At 39.1% G+C, this 16459-nt stretch carries 17 protein-coding genes; 14 read left to right on the top strand and 3 right to left on the bottom strand.

The window, feature by feature from the left end; all coding sequences use genetic code 11:
• Nucleotides 1-73 precede the first annotated feature (73 nt).
• From E4T92_RS03365 to E4T92_RS03355, 3 genes are read left to right on the top strand one after another with little or no spacing between them, the layout of a single operon-like run.
• The gene (locus E4T92_RS03365) at nucleotides 74-670 is read left to right on the top strand and encodes a Crp/Fnr family transcriptional regulator (protein WP_077462341.1); all 597 of its coding nucleotides are present in this window, start codon (nucleotides 74-76) and stop codon (nucleotides 668-670) included.
• Between the two features lies 1 nt (nucleotide 671).
• Complete coding sequence (locus E4T92_RS03360; protein WP_135093439.1) at nucleotides 672-1838, top strand: anaerobic sulfatase maturase; 1167 nt, start codon at nucleotides 672-674, stop codon at nucleotides 1836-1838.
• Entirely contained in the window at nucleotides 1822-2649 is an 828-nt protein-coding gene (locus E4T92_RS03355; RefSeq protein WP_135093438.1) for a D-hexose-6-phosphate mutarotase, read from the top strand. The genes E4T92_RS03360 and E4T92_RS03355 overlap by 17 nt, the downstream gene beginning before the upstream one ends.
• A gap of 209 nt (nucleotides 2650-2858) precedes the next feature.
• On the opposite strand, the gene E4T92_RS03350 is transcribed toward E4T92_RS03355, so the two are convergent.
• Nucleotides 2859-3521 carry a trimeric intracellular cation channel family protein gene (locus E4T92_RS03350; protein ID WP_135093437.1) on the bottom strand — a complete coding sequence of 221 codons (663 nt, stop codon included), beginning with the start codon at nucleotides 3519-3521 and terminating at the stop codon, nucleotides 2859-2861.
• A 99-nt stretch (nucleotides 3522-3620) separates the two neighbouring features.
• On the opposite strand from E4T92_RS03350, the gene E4T92_RS03345 reads away from it, so the two are divergent.
• Entirely contained in the window at nucleotides 3621-4421 is an 801-nt protein-coding gene (locus tag E4T92_RS03345) for a hypothetical protein (RefSeq protein WP_135093436.1), read from the top strand.
• Nucleotides 4418-5290 carry a DMT family transporter gene (locus E4T92_RS03340; RefSeq protein WP_135093435.1) on the top strand — a complete coding sequence of 291 codons (873 nt, stop codon included), beginning with the start codon at nucleotides 4418-4420 and terminating at the stop codon, nucleotides 5288-5290. Before E4T92_RS03345 ends, E4T92_RS03340 begins: the two co-directional genes overlap by 4 nt.
• Nucleotides 5291-5367: 77 nt before the next feature.
• Here E4T92_RS03340 and lysS read toward each other — a convergent pair whose 3' ends face one another.
• Together lysS and prfB are read right to left on the bottom strand one after the other, a co-directional pair.
• Entirely contained in the window at nucleotides 5368-6876 is a 1509-nt protein-coding gene (gene lysS / locus E4T92_RS03335) for a lysine--tRNA ligase (RefSeq protein WP_135093434.1), read from the bottom strand.
• A gap of 59 nt (nucleotides 6877-6935) precedes the next feature.
• Nucleotides 6936-8034, bottom strand: a protein-coding gene (gene prfB / locus E4T92_RS03330) for a peptide chain release factor 2 (protein WP_135093433.1) whose coding sequence is annotated in 2 segments (ribosomal slippage) — nucleotides 6936-7958 and nucleotides 7960-8034 — 1098 coding nt in all. Because the reading frame shifts where the segments join, the coding sequence is not laid out codon by codon here.
• A 131-nt stretch (nucleotides 8035-8165) separates the two neighbouring features.
• Here prfB and dsbC point away from each other — a divergent pair.
• From dsbC to lapB, 9 genes are all read left to right on the top strand, one after another.
• The gene (dsbC, locus tag E4T92_RS03325) at nucleotides 8166-8855 is read left to right on the top strand and encodes a bifunctional protein-disulfide isomerase/oxidoreductase DsbC (protein ID WP_135093432.1); all 690 of its coding nucleotides are present in this window, start codon (nucleotides 8166-8168) and stop codon (nucleotides 8853-8855) included.
• A gap of 67 nt (nucleotides 8856-8922) precedes the next feature.
• On the top strand, nucleotides 8923-10650 hold the full coding sequence (recJ, locus tag E4T92_RS03320; RefSeq protein ID WP_135093431.1) for a single-stranded-DNA-specific exonuclease RecJ: 1728 nt from the start codon (nucleotides 8923-8925) through the stop codon (nucleotides 10648-10650).
• 10 nt (nucleotides 10651-10660) lie between these two features.
• A complete protein-coding gene (locus E4T92_RS03315; protein ID WP_167753990.1) occupies nucleotides 10661-11344 on the top strand; it encodes a thiol:disulfide interchange protein DsbA/DsbL in 684 nt (227 codons plus the stop codon).
• Between the two features lie 3 nt (nucleotides 11345-11347).
• Nucleotides 11348-12037 (top strand): 5'-methylthioadenosine/adenosylhomocysteine nucleosidase, encoded by a 690-nt coding sequence (locus tag E4T92_RS03310; protein WP_135093430.1) that lies wholly within the window; start codon nucleotides 11348-11350, stop codon nucleotides 12035-12037.
• Between the two features lie 8 nt (nucleotides 12038-12045).
• Entirely contained in the window at nucleotides 12046-12717 is a 672-nt protein-coding gene (gene cmk / locus E4T92_RS03305) for a (d)CMP kinase (protein ID WP_135093429.1), read from the top strand.
• A 96-nt stretch (nucleotides 12718-12813) separates the two neighbouring features.
• Entirely contained in the window at nucleotides 12814-14463 is a 1650-nt protein-coding gene (gene rpsA, locus E4T92_RS03300) for a 30S ribosomal protein S1 (protein ID WP_135093428.1), read from the top strand.
• A gap of 148 nt (nucleotides 14464-14611) precedes the next feature.
• The gene (locus E4T92_RS03295) at nucleotides 14612-14896 is read left to right on the top strand and encodes an integration host factor subunit beta (RefSeq protein WP_077540982.1); all 285 of its coding nucleotides are present in this window, start codon (nucleotides 14612-14614) and stop codon (nucleotides 14894-14896) included.
• A gap of 83 nt (nucleotides 14897-14979) precedes the next feature.
• On the top strand, nucleotides 14980-15279 hold the full coding sequence (locus tag E4T92_RS03290; RefSeq protein WP_077540980.1) for a LapA family protein: 300 nt from the start codon (nucleotides 14980-14982) through the stop codon (nucleotides 15277-15279).
• Nucleotides 15279-16457 (top strand): lipopolysaccharide assembly protein LapB, encoded by a 1179-nt coding sequence (gene lapB / locus E4T92_RS03285; RefSeq protein WP_135093427.1) that lies wholly within the window; start codon nucleotides 15279-15281, stop codon nucleotides 16455-16457. The genes E4T92_RS03290 and lapB overlap by 1 nt, the downstream gene beginning before the upstream one ends.
• The last annotated feature ends 2 nt before the right edge of the window (nucleotides 16458-16459 follow it).

Genomic DNA, 16459 nt, shown 5'->3' with positions numbered 1-16459 from the left:
ATAAAATCGTTTCGGGTAAATATGATGTTTCTGATAAAACAAAATTCATTTAACCTATTTAAAAGGAACGATAATGAACAAAGGATTGATTGTACCTACTGAACTTGCGCAGTGCCAATTAAACCGGCTTTCTCAAATGAACAAGGGAACGGTGATTTACCAACAGGGTGAAAAAGCGCACGAGTTTTATTATATCAAGCAAGGTCTTATCGGCCTTTATCATACCCTTGATAACGGAAAAGAGAGCTTAGTCAGACTTTATTCTCAAGGCGATTATTTCGGTTTCCGCACATTATTCGGTTTAGGCAACAATCATTATCACTGCACGGCGAAAGTGTTAATTGAATCGGAACTGATTCAAATCAAATTAGATAATATCGATCAATTTTTTCTACATAATAGTGCAATGACAAAATATTTATTGCAAACCTTAGCGGAGGAGTTAAGAGAAGCGGAACAGCGCTTAGCCAAAAGTGCCTATTTGCGTACTTTTGATCGTGTTATCGACAGTCTTTATTTTCTTACTCAACATTTCCCCTACTATAATTGGACTTACCGAGAAATTGCCGAATATGCCGGCTGTGAAACGGAAACGGCAATTCGTATCGGCAAAGAATTAAAACAAAACGGCTTATTTAAAGACGCATTAAATCATCACAAAGGCAAGTAGTATGTCATTTTTTTCGCCGAAAGCGCATTTTCATTTAATGGCAAAACCCAGTAGTTTCCATTGTAATATTCAGTGCGAATACTGTTTTTACTTGGGAAAATCGCAGTATTTTGGCAACAATGCCGCATTTATGTCGGAACATACTCTCAAAAATTATATTAAAAATTACATCGAATCACAGGCGGGAGATCGGGTTGAATTTATGTGGCAAGGCGGCGAACCAACCCTGCTTGGTCTGGATTTCTTCAAAAGTGCGGTCAATTTTCAGCGAGAATTTGCCAACGGTAAAACTATAACCAATGGGTTTCAAACTAATGGTATTGCGCTTAATCAACAATGGGCGGCATTTTTTAAGCAACATCAATTTTTAATCGGACTTTCCATTGATGGTTTAAGTGTCGTGCATAACCGTTATCGTATGACGAATAATGGCAATCCGACCTTTGAACGAGTGGTGAATGCGTTGAAATTACTAAAATCGAATCAGGTAGAATTTAACACCTTAACGGTCGTCAATGATCAAAACTGGCAAAAAGGCAAAGAAACCTATCTGGCGCTCAAATCATTGGGTTCGACATTTATGCAATTTATCCCCATTGTTGAAACGCATTTTCCGACAAACTGTACGACTGAGTTGAAAACAACAGCGTTTTCCGTGCCGCAACAAGGATACGGACATTTTTTAGTCGATGTTTTCCAAGAGTGGAAAAAACAGGATGTTGGTAAAATTTTTGTGTTGGAATTTGAAAATCTACTTGGACAATGGTTGGGTTATCCCTCAAGTAGCTGCATTCATCGCCCGACCTGCGGGCAATCCTTAGTTGTTGAAGCGAACGGCGAGGTTTATTCTTGTGATCACTATGTTTACCCAAATTACAAATTAGGAAACTTAAATGAAACCTCATTAGTGAATCTTGTTTTATCTGAGAAACAGCGCCGATTTGGGCAGTATAAGCAAAATAGTTTGACTCAGACTTGTCGGCAATGTGAATTTCGTGCCTTATGCCACGGCGGTTGCCCGAAACACCGCATTTTGCCGCAAGATAATGACGAGTGGAAACAAAACTATCTGTGTGCGTCTTATCAATATTTTTTTAAACAAACCGCCGATTATATGCAACAAATGAAATGGCAAATTCAAGGAGCTAAACATGCCGATTATCAATAAAATCACCCATCTCACGCCGGAATTAAGTTTATATCATTACAATGAGATTCCGGTTATTTGTTTGGATCATCAGGTCGGGAAAGCGAAAATTGCCTTACAAGGCGCACAGCTATTAAGCTGGAAACCGTATGACGAACAACAAGATTTGCTTTGGTTAAGTGAAATCGAGCCATTTGAATTAGGTACGGCAATTCGAGGCGGTGTGCCGATTTGCTACCCTTGGTTCGGCACAAAACAGTCGCCGGCGCACGGCACGGCAAGATTACGCCTGTGGCAGCTTTCCGATTATGAGATTCAACCCGATAAAGTGCGGTTGGTTTTTGCCTTATTTGATCAAAACCATATTATTGAAGCCAAAATGGAAATGGTATTTGAACAGAAATGCCAGCTGCGTTTTACCCATTACGGACAGCGACCGGCGGAAGTGGCGTTGCATAGTTATTTTCATATTGGTGATATTCGTCAGGTTGAGGTTTTAGATTTACCGACAAGCTGTTTTAATTCCCTGACTCAACAAATGGAAGACGTGCCGAGCAGACGAACAATCAATGAAAATGTGGATTGCATTTATACGGGCAATTTTCATCAGAATCTGATTAGCGATCATCAGTCTAAGCGCGATATTACCATTGAGCATCATAATGCGAGCGAATTAGTGTTATGGAATCCGTGGCATAAAGCCACGAGTGCCATGCAGGAGACGGACTATCAAAACATGCTCTGTTTAGAAACGGCGCGAATCAGTAAACCTTTGAATTTTGGTGAAACCGTTGGCGTGGATATTTTTGCAGATAACGATTTTTCTCGTTAATGATCTATTAAAAATAGACTCAACATTGACCGCACTTTAATACGGCACAACAACGTTGGGTTGTAGAGGGTTAGGTCTTAAACCGTAATGATAAAATGTCTGACTGATTCCAATGGATTTATTCCTGTGAGGGAAAGGATTTCTTTCTTGCATTATGATACTGAAATGGCACTAATGTATTTTCAGCAATTTTATCTTCTTTATGAGCATTATTTCTTTTTCTTTGGGGATTTATCTTTATGATCAACGGTGAGTTCTTGATAGTTAAACACGGGTAATCCCCATTCAAAGCGAATGGCTAAAATTCTCAGTGTAAAGCTACTAATTAGGGTGATTAACACCGCAAGGGTTTGTTCCACCTGTAAAGCTGACAGCCCAAAGTAGGTGAGGGTTGCACAGAGAGAAACACTGGCATAAAGTTCTTTTTGGAAAACGAGGGGAATACGGTTACAAAGCATATCTCGTAATACACCGCCAAATGCACCGGTAATGCAGCCTGCGATACAGACAATCGTGACGCCATGCCCCATATCCATCGCAATTTGAGCACCAATGATAGAAAATACCACTAAGCCCATGGCATCTAAGACTAAAAAAATCATACGGAAATAACGCATAAAATGATTGATAAAGGGGGCAATATAAACAGTCATCACTGCTGCACCGGCAACTACTAAAAAATATTCCGGATGTTTGACCCAGCCTAAAGGGTAGTGACCTAATAATACATCTCGTACAGAACCGCCACCAATAGCCGTTACTGAAGCAATGATAATCACACCAAAAATATCCATTTTTTCTCTACCGGCAGCTAATGCGCCGGTCATCCCTTCAGCGGTAATACCAATGATATATAAAATGCTCAGTAACATTCAGGTTCCTAAAGTGAGGTTAGAATCGATCGTCATTCTACTTTAAAATGAGATGAATTTTTAGCATAATGGCGTATTATTTTTTTCATATTTTTTATTATGTCAGAGCAATCTTCAAAATCCTTTTCCACACAATTTTCAATACTTGCCATCGGTATTGTGCTTGCCGTCGATCTTTTTATATTTTCTTTGCAACCTCAAAACCAAGTGATACCTCATTTAGGGTTGGCTGTGTTTGTTGTACAGTTAATTTCTTTACTGGTGTTTTATAAAGGGGAGATTTGTCCGGGACAGCGTGGGCGTTTAATTAGAGTAAATTTGGCATTTTCACTTTATTGGCTGGTATGGTTAGTGATGGGGCTTTTATTTTCCCACCCGACCTTTACAAACGTGATAAGTCTATGCGGTTTATCTGTTTTGTATTTTACTTGGAAACAACCAAAAGAGGAAAAACTTCGCAACAGTTTTTTGTTTATGGCGGCTTTGGTTGCCGGTTTGGGTGTGTTGGGATATGCGATGTCCCTTAGCCTGTTTCCTTTGCCTGCTTTTGCTGAATATAATCCGATAGCCCCTATTTTAGCTGGTGTGGTTTTATCTAATTTATTTCTCTTGCTAGCGAAAAGCCGATTACAGGGGTTGATTGCATTACTGCCGTTAGTGATGATTATTTTACTGATTTTAAATGCATCAATCATTTTTATTTTTTTGATTTTGAATGGCTTGGAAAGTGCGGTTAATTCCGAAAGTATTTTTGCCTATATCATTTATTTTGTCTGTCATTTAGTGATTGCGGGCGTTTTAGCGATTCATAGCATTCAAAAATGGACTTTAAGTGTGAATACATTATTTATTTTACTCTTTATTACGGCCTGCTTACCATTGTGGATGATATTTGTATGAATCAGAACCAACATCATTATGCCGCTGGCATGTTAGTTGTCGGATGTATTTTATTCGGTTTAGGGAGCATTATCGTTAAATTTGTACCCATAGGCGGTTATGCCATCGCATTCTGGCGTTTACTTATTGCCTCGGGTATTTTCTGGGGTTTAATGAAATTAAAATATCAACATTTCCCGAAAAGTAGAAAAGCATTATTGTATGGCTGTCTATCCGGTATTTTTCTCGCCTTTGATCTTGCCTTTTGGCACGAAAGTATTTATGCCGTAGGGCCGGGTATTTCCACTTTGTTAAATAGCTTACAAATTTTCTTTTTAGCTGTAATTGGGTTTATTTTCTTCTCGGAAAGACAAAGTAAATTACAACTATTCAGCTTGGTGTTGGCGATGGTTGGAGTGGCATTGATTGCCGGTGAAGAGTTGCAGCATAATATTGAAGGTATTTATGGTATTGTTATTGGGGTGATTTCAGCCGTAATGTTGGCGGCGTCAATGGTTATGGTGAAAAAGGTTCACCAAGAGGAAGAGGTTGCATTGTTTCCTCTCATGTTAATCATTAGTTTTAGTGGTGCCATCGTGTTAATTATTCCCTCATTAATATTTAATGCAGACAAACTTTATCCTACTCATTTTCAAGATTGGGGACTAATCGTGATTTATGGCGCTATTATGCAGTGTGTAGCTTGGGGAATGATAGCTTATGCAATTCCATTGCTTTCTTTAGGATTAACAGGGTTATTGTTACTTTCCGAGCCGGTTGCTGCATTGGTTATTGATTATTTTTATTTGCACAAAGCGATTAATCTATGGCAATGGATTGGCGCTGTCTTGACATTGTTTGCTATTTATCTGGGTTCAGTAAAACATTAAAACAAAAAAGTGCGGTTAAAAATAACCGCACTTTGGCATAGTATAAAAGACAATTAATTATTGCTTTTTTCTGCGTTTTATTTTTGACGCATCGCTGGGAATAAAATCACATCACGAATAGATGGCGCATTGGCATAAAGCATAGCGAGTCGGTCTATTCCTAAGCCTTCTCCTGCAGTTGGTGGTAAACCATGTTCAAGTGCAACCACAAAGTCTTCATCTTTAAACATTGCTTCATCATCTCCCGCTTCTTTTGCGGCAACCTGTGCATCAAAACGTTCATTTTGGTCTTCTGCATCGTTTAATTCGGAGAAACCATTTCCAATTTCACGACCTCCGATGAAGAGTTCAAAGCGATCGGTGACATCCGGATTTTCATCATTACGACGGGCAAGTGGTGAGATTTCCGCAGGGTGGGCCATTAAAAATGTTGGTTGAATTAAGTGATGTTCTGCGACTTCCTCAAAAATAGCATTCACAATACTCCCTAATCCCCAAGATTTTTGCACTTCAATACCTAAACGCTCAGCGGTTGCTTTGGCACGATCGAAATCATATAAGTCCTCTTTTACAATGCCTTTGTCTGCACCGTATTTGAGGGTGGCATCGTGTAAAGTAATACGCTCGAACGGTTTGCCAAAATCAAATTCGTATTCACCGTATTTCACGATGGTTGTACCGAGAATATCAATAGCTAATTTGCGTAACAATTCTTCAGTATTGTCCATTAAATCATGATAATCCGCATAAGCTTGATAGTATTCAAGCATGGTAAATTCAGGATTATGGCGAACAGAAACGCCTTCATTGCGGAAATTGCGATTGAGTTCAAATACACGTTCAAAGCCACCCACGACTAAACGTTTTAAATAAAGCTCCGGTGCAATGCGCAAGTACATATCTACATCAAGTGCATTATGGTGGGTCACGAAAGGGCGGGCTGCCGCACCACCGGGGATGACTTGTAGCATCGGGGTTTCGACTTCCATAAAGCCTTTTGAGATGAAATATTCACGAATACCGGCTACTACTTTAGAACGGATAATAAATGTACGGCGGGATTCTTCGTTAGAAATTAAGTCTAAGTAACGTTGGCGATAACGTACTTCTTGGTCTGTTAAACCGTGGAATTTATCCGGTAGTGGGCGAAGTGCTTTGGTTAACAATTGAACTTCACTTGCTTTAACCGTGAGTTCGCCCGTTTTAGTTTTAAATAATGTTCCTTTAACCCCAATAATATCGCCTAAATCCCAGGAGCCCACATCTTCTTTATAGACGCCTTCAGGAAGGTTATCACGTGCCACGTAAAGTTGAATTTTGCCGCTCATATCTTGAATCGTGATGAACGTGGCTTTACCCATTGCACGACGGGTCATAATACGACCTGCAACAGTGACTTCAATATTTTTTTCTTTTAAGGTTTCACCCTCTTCCGATTCATATTGATTATGTAAATCTTGTGCAAGCGAATCACGGCGGAATTTGTTAGGGAACGCATTTCCTTTAGCACGCAACGCAGCTAATTTTTCACGGCGTACTAACATTTCGCCGTTCAGGTCTAATTCTTTTACTTCTTGTTCTGACATTTTTGTTTACCTTAGTGAATTTTTAACTTTAAAAAACATGATTTAAAATGACCGCACTTTTATAATCCGGCTTTTAAACTGGCTTCAATAAAACGATCTAAATCACCGTCTAACACGGCTTGTGTATTGCGGTTTTCTATTCCTGTGCGTAAATCTTTTATCCGGGAATCATCTAACACATAGGAACGAATCTGACTACCCCAACCGATGTCTGATTTATTATCTTCCATCGCTTGTTTGTCGGCATTTTTCTTTTGCAGCTCCAGTTCATACAATTTTGCTTTTAACTGCTTCATTGCCTGATCTTTATTTTTGTGTTGGGAACGGTCATTTTGACATTGCACCACAATTCCGCTTGGCATATGGGTAATACGTACTGCACTCTCCGTTTTATTCACGTGCTGACCGCCTGCTCCAGAAGCACGATAGACATCAATACGTAAATCAGCAGGATTGATTTCAATATCAATATCATCATCAATTTCAGGATAGACAAAGGCTGCACTGAAGGAGGTATGGCGGCGATTATTGGAATCGAACGGGCTTTTTCTCACTAAGCGATGAATACCGGTTTCAGTGCGTAGCCAACCAAAGGCATATTCACCCGTTATTTTGACGGTGGCTGATTTTAATCCTGCTACATCACCATCGGAAACTTCCATTAATTCAGTTTTAAAGCCTTTACTTTCTGCCCAACGTAAATACATCCTCAATAACATTTCAGTCCAGTCTTGTGCTTCAGTACCACCTGAACCGGCTTGTAAATCAATGTAACAATCACAAGCATCGTGTTCGCCGCTAAACATACGACGAAACTCTAATTTTTCGAGTTGTTGTTCAAGCTCGGTTAATTCTGATTCGGCTTCATTGAAGGTTTCTTCATCCTCGCCTTCTATTGCAAGCTCAAGTAGTCCGTCAACATCTTCCAAGCCTTGTTCTAAACTTTTGATTGTATTGACAACCTGTTCAAGCGCAACACGCTCTTTCCCTAGAGCTTGGGCTTTATCGGGATCGTTCCATACATCGGGTTGTTCTAATTCAGCATTGACTTCTTCTAAGCGTTCTACTTTACTATCAAAGTCAAAGATACCCCCTAAGCACAGCGGTGCGCTCAGAAAGGTCTGCGATTTTATTTTTTACAGGATTTATTTCAAACATAATCAATTTACTTTACTCAGAATTTGGCGGATTATATGCTATTTTCTGATTTTTGGGTAGCGAGGCTTGCACAAATTAGCAATCTCTTTATAATCTCAGCCTTTCTTGTTTAGCAAATTTAGGGATCGAAAATGAAGAAAATTTTAACCGCACTTTTATGTGGAATATGTGGAATCGCCGTGAATGCGATGGCTGATGATGCGGCGATTAAAAGCCAATTAAAGGCATTGGGTGCTAAAAGTATTGATATAAAAGATTCACCTGTTTCAGGCGTTAAAACAGCGGTAACCGATGAAGGCATTATTTATGTCACAGAAGATGGAAAATATGCTTTTCAAGGTAAACTTTATGAATTAACGAATAAAGGCCCGCTGGATGTTTCAGGTAAACTTTTGATGGATAAACTTAATTCCTATAAGCATGAGATGATCGTTTATCCTGCGAAGAATGAAAAACACGTCGTGACGGTATTTATGGATATCACCTGCCATTATTGCCATTTATTGCATCAACAAATTAAAGCCTATAATGATCTCGGAATCACCATTCGTTATTTGGCTTTCCCTCGTGCTGGTATGAACACTGCAACAGCAAAACAGATGGAAGCAATTTGGACTGCAAAAGATCCTGTGTTTGCACTAAATGAAGCGGAGAAAGGTCATTTGCCGAAAGAAGTAAAAACGCCGAATATTGTGAAAAAACACTATGAGTTAGGTATTCAATTTGGTGTGAGCGGTACGCCAAGCATTGTGGCCTCAACAGGTGAAGTGATTGGAGGATATTTGAAACCCTCTGATCTATTGGCAGCGTTGGAAGAATAAGACAAAGGTGGGCTTAATGCCCACCGATTTTTTAGTTTATTTTTATACCGTCTGATTTATTATTGTTGTGAATAAACTCATCAAACGTCGTGAAGTATCAGGAGGGGATTTCGTTAGTGAAAATCCCCTGTTAGATCGTCTTTATCGTGCACGTCATATCCAAAATCCTCAAGAATTAGACCGCACTTTGAAATCAATGTTGAACCCAAATCGGTTATATGGCATTGAACAAGGTGTGGAATTGTTAATATCCGCTTATCAAACACAGCAAAAAATTATTATTGTGGGCGATTTTGATGCCGATGGTGCAACAAGTACAGCATTAACCGTATTGGCATTGCGACAGCTTGGTTTTAAAAATGTGGATTATTTAGTGCCGAATCGCTTTGAGCAAGGCTATGGTTTGAGTATTCCGGTCGCTGAAATGGCGATTGAAAAAGGTGTGCAATTGTTGATGACCGTAGATAATGGCGTGTCTTCTTTTGATGGCGTAGTATTTTTGAAACAAAAGGGCGTGCAGGTTTTGGTGACTGATCATCATTTGCCTCCTGAACAGTTGCCGCCGGCTGATGCGATTGTCAATCCAAATTTGGCTCAATGTGGTTTTCCGTCAAAATCCCTTGCCGGTGTGGGAGTCGCATTTTATTTGATGCTTGCCCTACGGGCAAAATTTCGTGATATTGGGATTTTTAATGCAGAAACCCAACCTAATTTTACGGAATTACTTGATCTTGTCGCATTAGGTACAATTGCCGATGTGGTGGCGCTTGATCAGAATAACCGAATTTTAGTGCATCAAGGATTAATGCGTATTCGTGCTCAATATTGTCGTCCGGGGATTGTCGCCTTGGCAGAAGTAGCGAATCGCAATCTTGAGCAAATGTCAGCAGGTGATCTTGGATTTTCTATCGCCCCCCGTTTAAATGCTGCCGGGCGATTGGATAATATGTCTCTTGGTGTAGAATTACTTCTTGCGGAAAATATGCAAAAAGCACGAGAATTAGCGTTGGATTTAGATCAGCTTAATCAAACACGTAAAGAAATTGAAGCAGGAATGAAAATTGAGGCGTTAGAAATTTGCCGAAATTTGACCGCACTTTTCAATGAGCCACCAGTTGGTATCACGCTCTATCAGGCTGATTGGCATCAAGGTGTGCTTGGGATTGTTTCCTCTCGTTTGAAAGATTTATATCATCGTCCCGTGATTGCTTTTGCGCAAGATGGTGAAGGCGTGTTGAAGGGCTCGGCACGCTCTATTGAAGGGCTGCATATGCGTGATGTGTTAGAGAGAATACATTCTTCGCACCCGGATATGATTTTAAAATTTGGTGGCCATGCTATGGCCGCCGGTTTGAGTATTCGAGAAGCTTGTTTTACCGAGTTTCAGCAAGTTTTCAATCAAACGGTTTCTGATTGGTTAGGTGAAGCGAATTTACAACATATCGTCTGGACGGATGGTGAATTACAGGCTCATGAATTAACCCTTGGAATAGCAGAATTGCTAAAAGCGGCTGGGCCTTGGGGACAAGCCTTCCCAGAGCCTTGTTTTGATGGTGAATTTAAAATTCTAGATCAGCGTGCAATCGGACAGAATAAAAATCATCTAAAAATGTTGGTTGAACCGAAACAAGGCGGGCCGCTTTTGGATGCGATAGCATTTAATATTGACACTCGATTGTATCCTGATTTGTCTGTTAGGCTGGCTCGTTTGGTCTATAAATTAGACATAAATGAATTTCGTGGTAATCGTAGCGTACAGTTATTGGTTGATTATATTGAGCCTATTGATGATTAAAAGAATAACAATGTGGCGGTGGGGGTATCTTGCGTTGTTGGGATTGCCTCAAGTGGCTTTTTCTGCTCCTCATCCCAAGGATTTTTCCACACAAAACCAACCGTTATTACCTTCAGCGGATACATTAAAATTTGAAGATGGGCGGGATTATTTTTCCTATCAAGAGCCGGTAGGAGAGGTTTTTCGTGCGGATAAAAAAATTCCTGTTCAATTCTTTTTTGATTACGATTGTCGGGTATGTTCGTCGGCACAGGATATTTTGTCTCTTTATAGCCAGATACGGGCAGATAAAATTGTGCTGGAACAATACCCCGTTGCAACAGCAGAAAGTCAATTTAGTGCGAAGGTGTTTTATACATTGAAGGCGTTGAAAGCGGATGAATTATCTCATGTTTTATTGTTTGAAACCTCGGAAAAATCACGATATGTAGAGTTGGCTTCATTGGAAAAAATTTTAAAATGGGTAGAAGATAACGGGGTGGATAAGGCGCGATTTATTCAAACTAAAAATTCTACCAATATTAAAGAGCAAGTGGAAAAGGCGATTGAACTCACAGAGGAATATGGTGTTTTTACTTATCCTTATGTTGTGATTGGAGGGCGATATGTCCTCACAGCAAGTACACTTTATAACGATGATTACAGTGTGGCAGTATTAGATTATTTAGTGAATAAGTTGGAAAAGGGAAATTAAAAAATGAAGATTGGTATTGTTGGCGCAATGGCACAAGAAGTTGATATTTTGAGTGGCTTAATGACGGAAAAAAATGAAATTCGTGTAGCAAGTGCGGTCATTTTTGAAGGTAAAATTAATGGAAAAACGGTTGCTTTGTTGCAATCGGGCATTGGGAAAGTTGCTGCTGCAATCGGGACAACGGCTTTATTACAACTAACCAAACCGGATCTGGTGATCAATACAGGCTCTGCAGGTGGCGTGGCGAAAGGATTAAAAGTTGGTGATATTGTCATTTCCGATGAAACCCGTTATCACGATGTTGATGTCACCGCATTTGGCTACGAAAAAGGTCAACTTCCGGCTAATCCCGCCTCATTTTTATCTGATAAAAAATTAGCAGATTTAGCCCAAAATATTGCGGAACAGCAAGGGCAAGCCGTGAAAAGAGGGCTGATTTGTTCAGGGGATAGCTTTATTGATAGCGAAGAAAAACTCTCAAGAATAAAAACTGATTTTCCTCATGTGACGGCGGTAGAAATGGAGGCGGCAGCCATTGCACAAGTATGCCATGCTTTTAATGTCCCTTTTGTTGTGGTACGAGCTATTTCTGATGGGGGCGATGGCGAGGCAACGCTATCTTTTGAAGAATTTTTACCTTTAGCGGCGAAGCAGTCCTCCACATTGGTTTTAGGTATGTTAGATAAATTATAGGATTTCTTATGGGAACAATTATTACCGTTGATGGGCCAAGTGGTGCGGGCAAAGGGACATTATGTTATGCTTTGGCTGAAAAATTGGGTTATGCCTTGCTAGATAGCGGTGCAATTTATCGTGTAACCGCTTTAGCAGCATTAAAAAGTGCGGTTGATTTAACGGATGAATTGGCTTTGGCCCAACTGGCACGCAATTTGAATATTCAATTTATTCCAGAGGACGGAGAAGTCCATATTCTTTTGAATGGTGAAATGGTGAGTCATCTGATTCGAACACAAGAGGTCGCAGAGGCTGCGTCCCAAGTGGCAGTTTTTCCTGAAGTTCGGGCTGCGTTGCTGCAACTTCAGCAAGATTTTGCTAAAAATGACGGATTAATTGCTGATGGACGTGATATGGGAACAGTAGTATTTCCTCAGGCTCAAGTAAAATTATTTTTAGATGCCAGCTCAGAAGAACGCGCAAAAAGACGTTATAAACAGTTGCAAAGTAAGGGAATTAATGGTAACTTTGCGCAGATTTTAGCCGAGATAAAAGAGCGTGATTTTCGTGACCGAAATCGTGAGATTGCGCCACTGAAACCTGCTGAAGGTGCGTTGTTGCTTGATAGTACAACATTAAGCATTGATGAAGTGATTGATCAGGCTTTGGTCTATATTCAACAGCGCATCAATCTTTAAACCCTGTTTATTCAAGGATGAATAGACGTTTATTTTCAACCCCGCATCTTAAGGATTAAATGTGGATGTTATTAACTTTTAAAGAAGATTATTTATATGTCAGAATCTTTTGCTCAACTTTTTGAAGAATCATTAAAAGGCCTTGAAACCCGTCAAGGTTCAATCGTTAACGGTACTGTAGTAGCTATCCAAAAAGGTTTTGTCCTTGTTGATGCAGGTTTAAAATCTGAGTCAGCTATTCCTGTTGCTGAATTTTTAAATGCGCAAGGCGAGCTTGATATTCAAGTTGGCGACACTGTGAATGTTGCATTAGACGCTGTTGAAGACGGTTTTGGTGAAACTAAACTTTCTCGTGAGAAAGCAGTTCGTCACGAATCTTGGATTGAGTTAGAAAAAGCTTATGAAGAAAAAGCAACTGTTATCGGTTTAATCAACGGTAAAGTGAAAGGTGGTTTCACAGTTGAGTTAAACGGTGTTCGTGCATTCTTGCCAGGTTCTTTAGTTGATACTCGTCCGGCACGTGATGCCGATCACTTACTCGGTAAAGAGTTAGAATTCAAAGTTATTAAACTAGATCAAAAACGTAACAACGTTGTTGTTTCTCGTCGTGCTGTAATTGAATCTGAAAATAGCCAAGAACGCGAACAAGTGTTAGAAAACCTTGCAGAAGGTTCCGAAGTTAAAGGTATTGTTAAAAACTTGACTGACTACGGTGCATTTGTTGATTTAGGTGGCGTTGACGGTTTATTACATATCACTGATATGGCTTGGAAACGTGTTAAACATCCAAGTGAGATCGTAAATGTTGGTGATGAAGTAACGGTTAAAGTCTTGAAATTTGATAAAGATCGTACTCGTGTATCTTTAGGCTTAAAACAATTAGGTCAAGATCCTTGGGTTGCTATCGCTGAGAATCATCCGGTAAACAGTAAATTAACCGGTAAAGTCACTAACTTAACAGACTATGGTTGCTTTGTTGAAATTTTAGATGGTGTTGAAGGTCTTGTTCATGTTTCTGAAATGGATTGGACAAACAAAAATATCCATCCTTCTAAAGTTGTCAGCTTAGGTGATACTGTTGAGGTCATGGTATTAGAGATTGACGAAGAACGTCGTCGTATTTCTTTAGGTTTAAAACAATGCAAACCAAACCCATGGACTCAATTTGCTGAAACTCACAATAAAGGCGATAAAGTAACTGGTAAAATCAAATCTATCACTGATTTCGGTATTTTCATTGGTCTTGAAGGTGGTATTGACGGCTTAGTTCATTTATCTGATATCTCTTGGAATGTCTCAGGTGATGAAGCTGTTCGTAACTACAAAAAAGGTGATGAAGTTTCTGCCGTTGTGCTAGCTGTTGATGCAGTGAAAGAGCGTATTTCTTTAGGTATCAAACAGCTTGAAGAAGATCCATTTAATAACTTTATTGCTATCAACAAAAAAGGTGCAGTAGTTTCTGCAACAGTTGTTGAGTCCGATGCTAAAGGTGCAAAAGTTGAATTAGTTGGTGGTGCAGAAGGTTACATTCGTGCTGCTGATTTAACAGGTGAAGTATCTGCAGGTGATGTTGTTGAAGCAAAATATACTGGTGTAGATCGTAAAGCTCGTATCGTTCACTTATCTGTAAAAGCAAAAGATCAAGCTGAAGAAGCAGCAGCGGTTGCAAATGTGAATAATAAACAAGAAGAAGTTGCTATTCCAAATGCTATGGCTGAAGCTTTCAAAGCTGCTAAAGGTGAATAATTAATATTTGGGCAAGGCTGGGGAAGTCCCAGCCTTATTTTTTAGGGTTTATTGCTAATTCATCCGGCATTCATAGTAATGATGACTGACTTATCAATAAATCTTATTGTCATAAATCAGCATATAATAGAAATAAGGGAGAAATAGAATGACCAAATCAGAACTTATTGAAAATTTATCCATTAACCATCCTTCCTTATCCGTAAAAGAAGTTGAAGGAATGGTAAAAGATATTTTAGAGCTTATCTCACAGTCATTAGAAGAAGATAATCGTGTAGAGATTCGAGGATTTGGTAGTTTTTCCTTACATTATCGTCAGCCCCGTCTTGGGCGAAATCCTAAAACCGGTGATTCTGTCAAATTAGATGCGAAATGCGTACCACATTTCAAAGCGGGAAAAGCACTGAAAGAAAGGGTGGATATATTTGCGTAGAAATAGATGAAATAGCGACACTTAGGTGTCGTTTTTCATAGGAAACTTTGGCATAATTAAGAAAATTTTTTGAGGGATTCATTATGATTAAATATATTTTAGGATTTGTTATTGTACTGGCTATCGTGATAGTGGCTATTACGGTAGGGGCTAATAATAATCAAATTATCACATTCAATTATATTGTGGCAGAAAGTCAATTCCAACTTTCAACATTGGTTGCCATTTTATTTGGTTTAGGCTTGCTCTTAGGATGGTGTATCACCGGTTTTTTCTATTTAAAACTGAAACTCAAAAATATGTCTCTTAATCGACAAATTAAACGACAAGCCTTACAGATAAACGATTTAACCACAGCTCGTGATAAAACTAGGGCTGAATAATGCTTGAACTACTCTTTCTGCTTTTGCCTATTGCGGCAGCCTATGGTTGGTATATGGGGCAGCGTAGTGCAAAAAAAGATCAGGAAGATATTAGTAATAAACTCTCCCGTGATTATGTCACGGGGGTTAATTTTTTACTTTCTAATCAAACAGATAAAGCAGTTGATTTGTTTTTGGACATGTTGCAGAAACAAGAAACTGAGAATGAAATAGAAAGTCATTCCCAATTTGAAGCGGAACTTACTCTTGGTAATTTATTCCGCTCTCGCGGCGAGGTAGATCGCGCACTTCGCATTCATCAAACGCTAGATCGTAGCCCTAATTATTCTTTTGAACAAAAACTTTTAGCTAAACAGCAGCTTGCCTGTGATTTTATGGCGATAGGTTTTTTTGATCGTGCAGAAAGCCTTTATATTTTATTAGTGGATGAACCTGAATTTGCCGAGAATGCACTACAACAGCTGCTATTAATTTATCAAAAAACAAAAGAGTGGAAAAAGGCTGTCAATATTGCAGAAAAGTTAGCGAAAATTAGTCCAAAAGAGAATGATATTGAACTTGCACAATGTTATTGTGAGTATTCTGAAAGTTTGAGTAGGGAAAGTGCGGTTGAAAAACGCAATTTTTTGCAAAAGGCGCTCCAAGTTTCTTCCAGCTGTGTCAGAGCATCAATATTATTGGCAGATATTGATATTGAAGAAAAATCTTATCCACAGGCAATTAAAACATTAGAAAATGTACTTTATCAAAACCCTGACTATATTGGTGAAGTGCTATCAACTTTAAAATCTTGCTATAAAATACTAAACCAGCTTGATAATTTTGAGTTATTTTTGATTCGTGCAGGACAAATGGTTAAAAATGATGAAGTTAATTTAGCTCTGACAAAATTAATTGAAGAAAAAGATGGAAAATCTGCTGCACAAGCTAAGCTTTATCACCAATTAACAAAAAAGCCAAGTACGCTTATTTTCTATCATTTTATCCAATATCAAATTGATGATGCAGAAGAAGGGAGAGGAAAGGAGAGTCTTACTCTACTTCATAAAATCGTCGGTGAGCGTATTAAACAAAGTGCCACTTATCGCTGTTCAAATTGTGGCTATCAGGTTCATAAATTACTTTGGAATTGCCCATCATGCCGTCATTGGGAAACAATAAAGCCATCATCAATATAATT

The sequence above is a fragment of the Pasteurella sp. WM03 genome, from assembly GCF_004570945.1.
Lineage (GTDB): Bacteria > Pseudomonadota > Gammaproteobacteria > Enterobacterales > Pasteurellaceae > Rodentibacter.
Note: the sequence above shows the minus strand (reverse complement) of the source record. Positions and strands in the feature narration are given on the sequence as shown.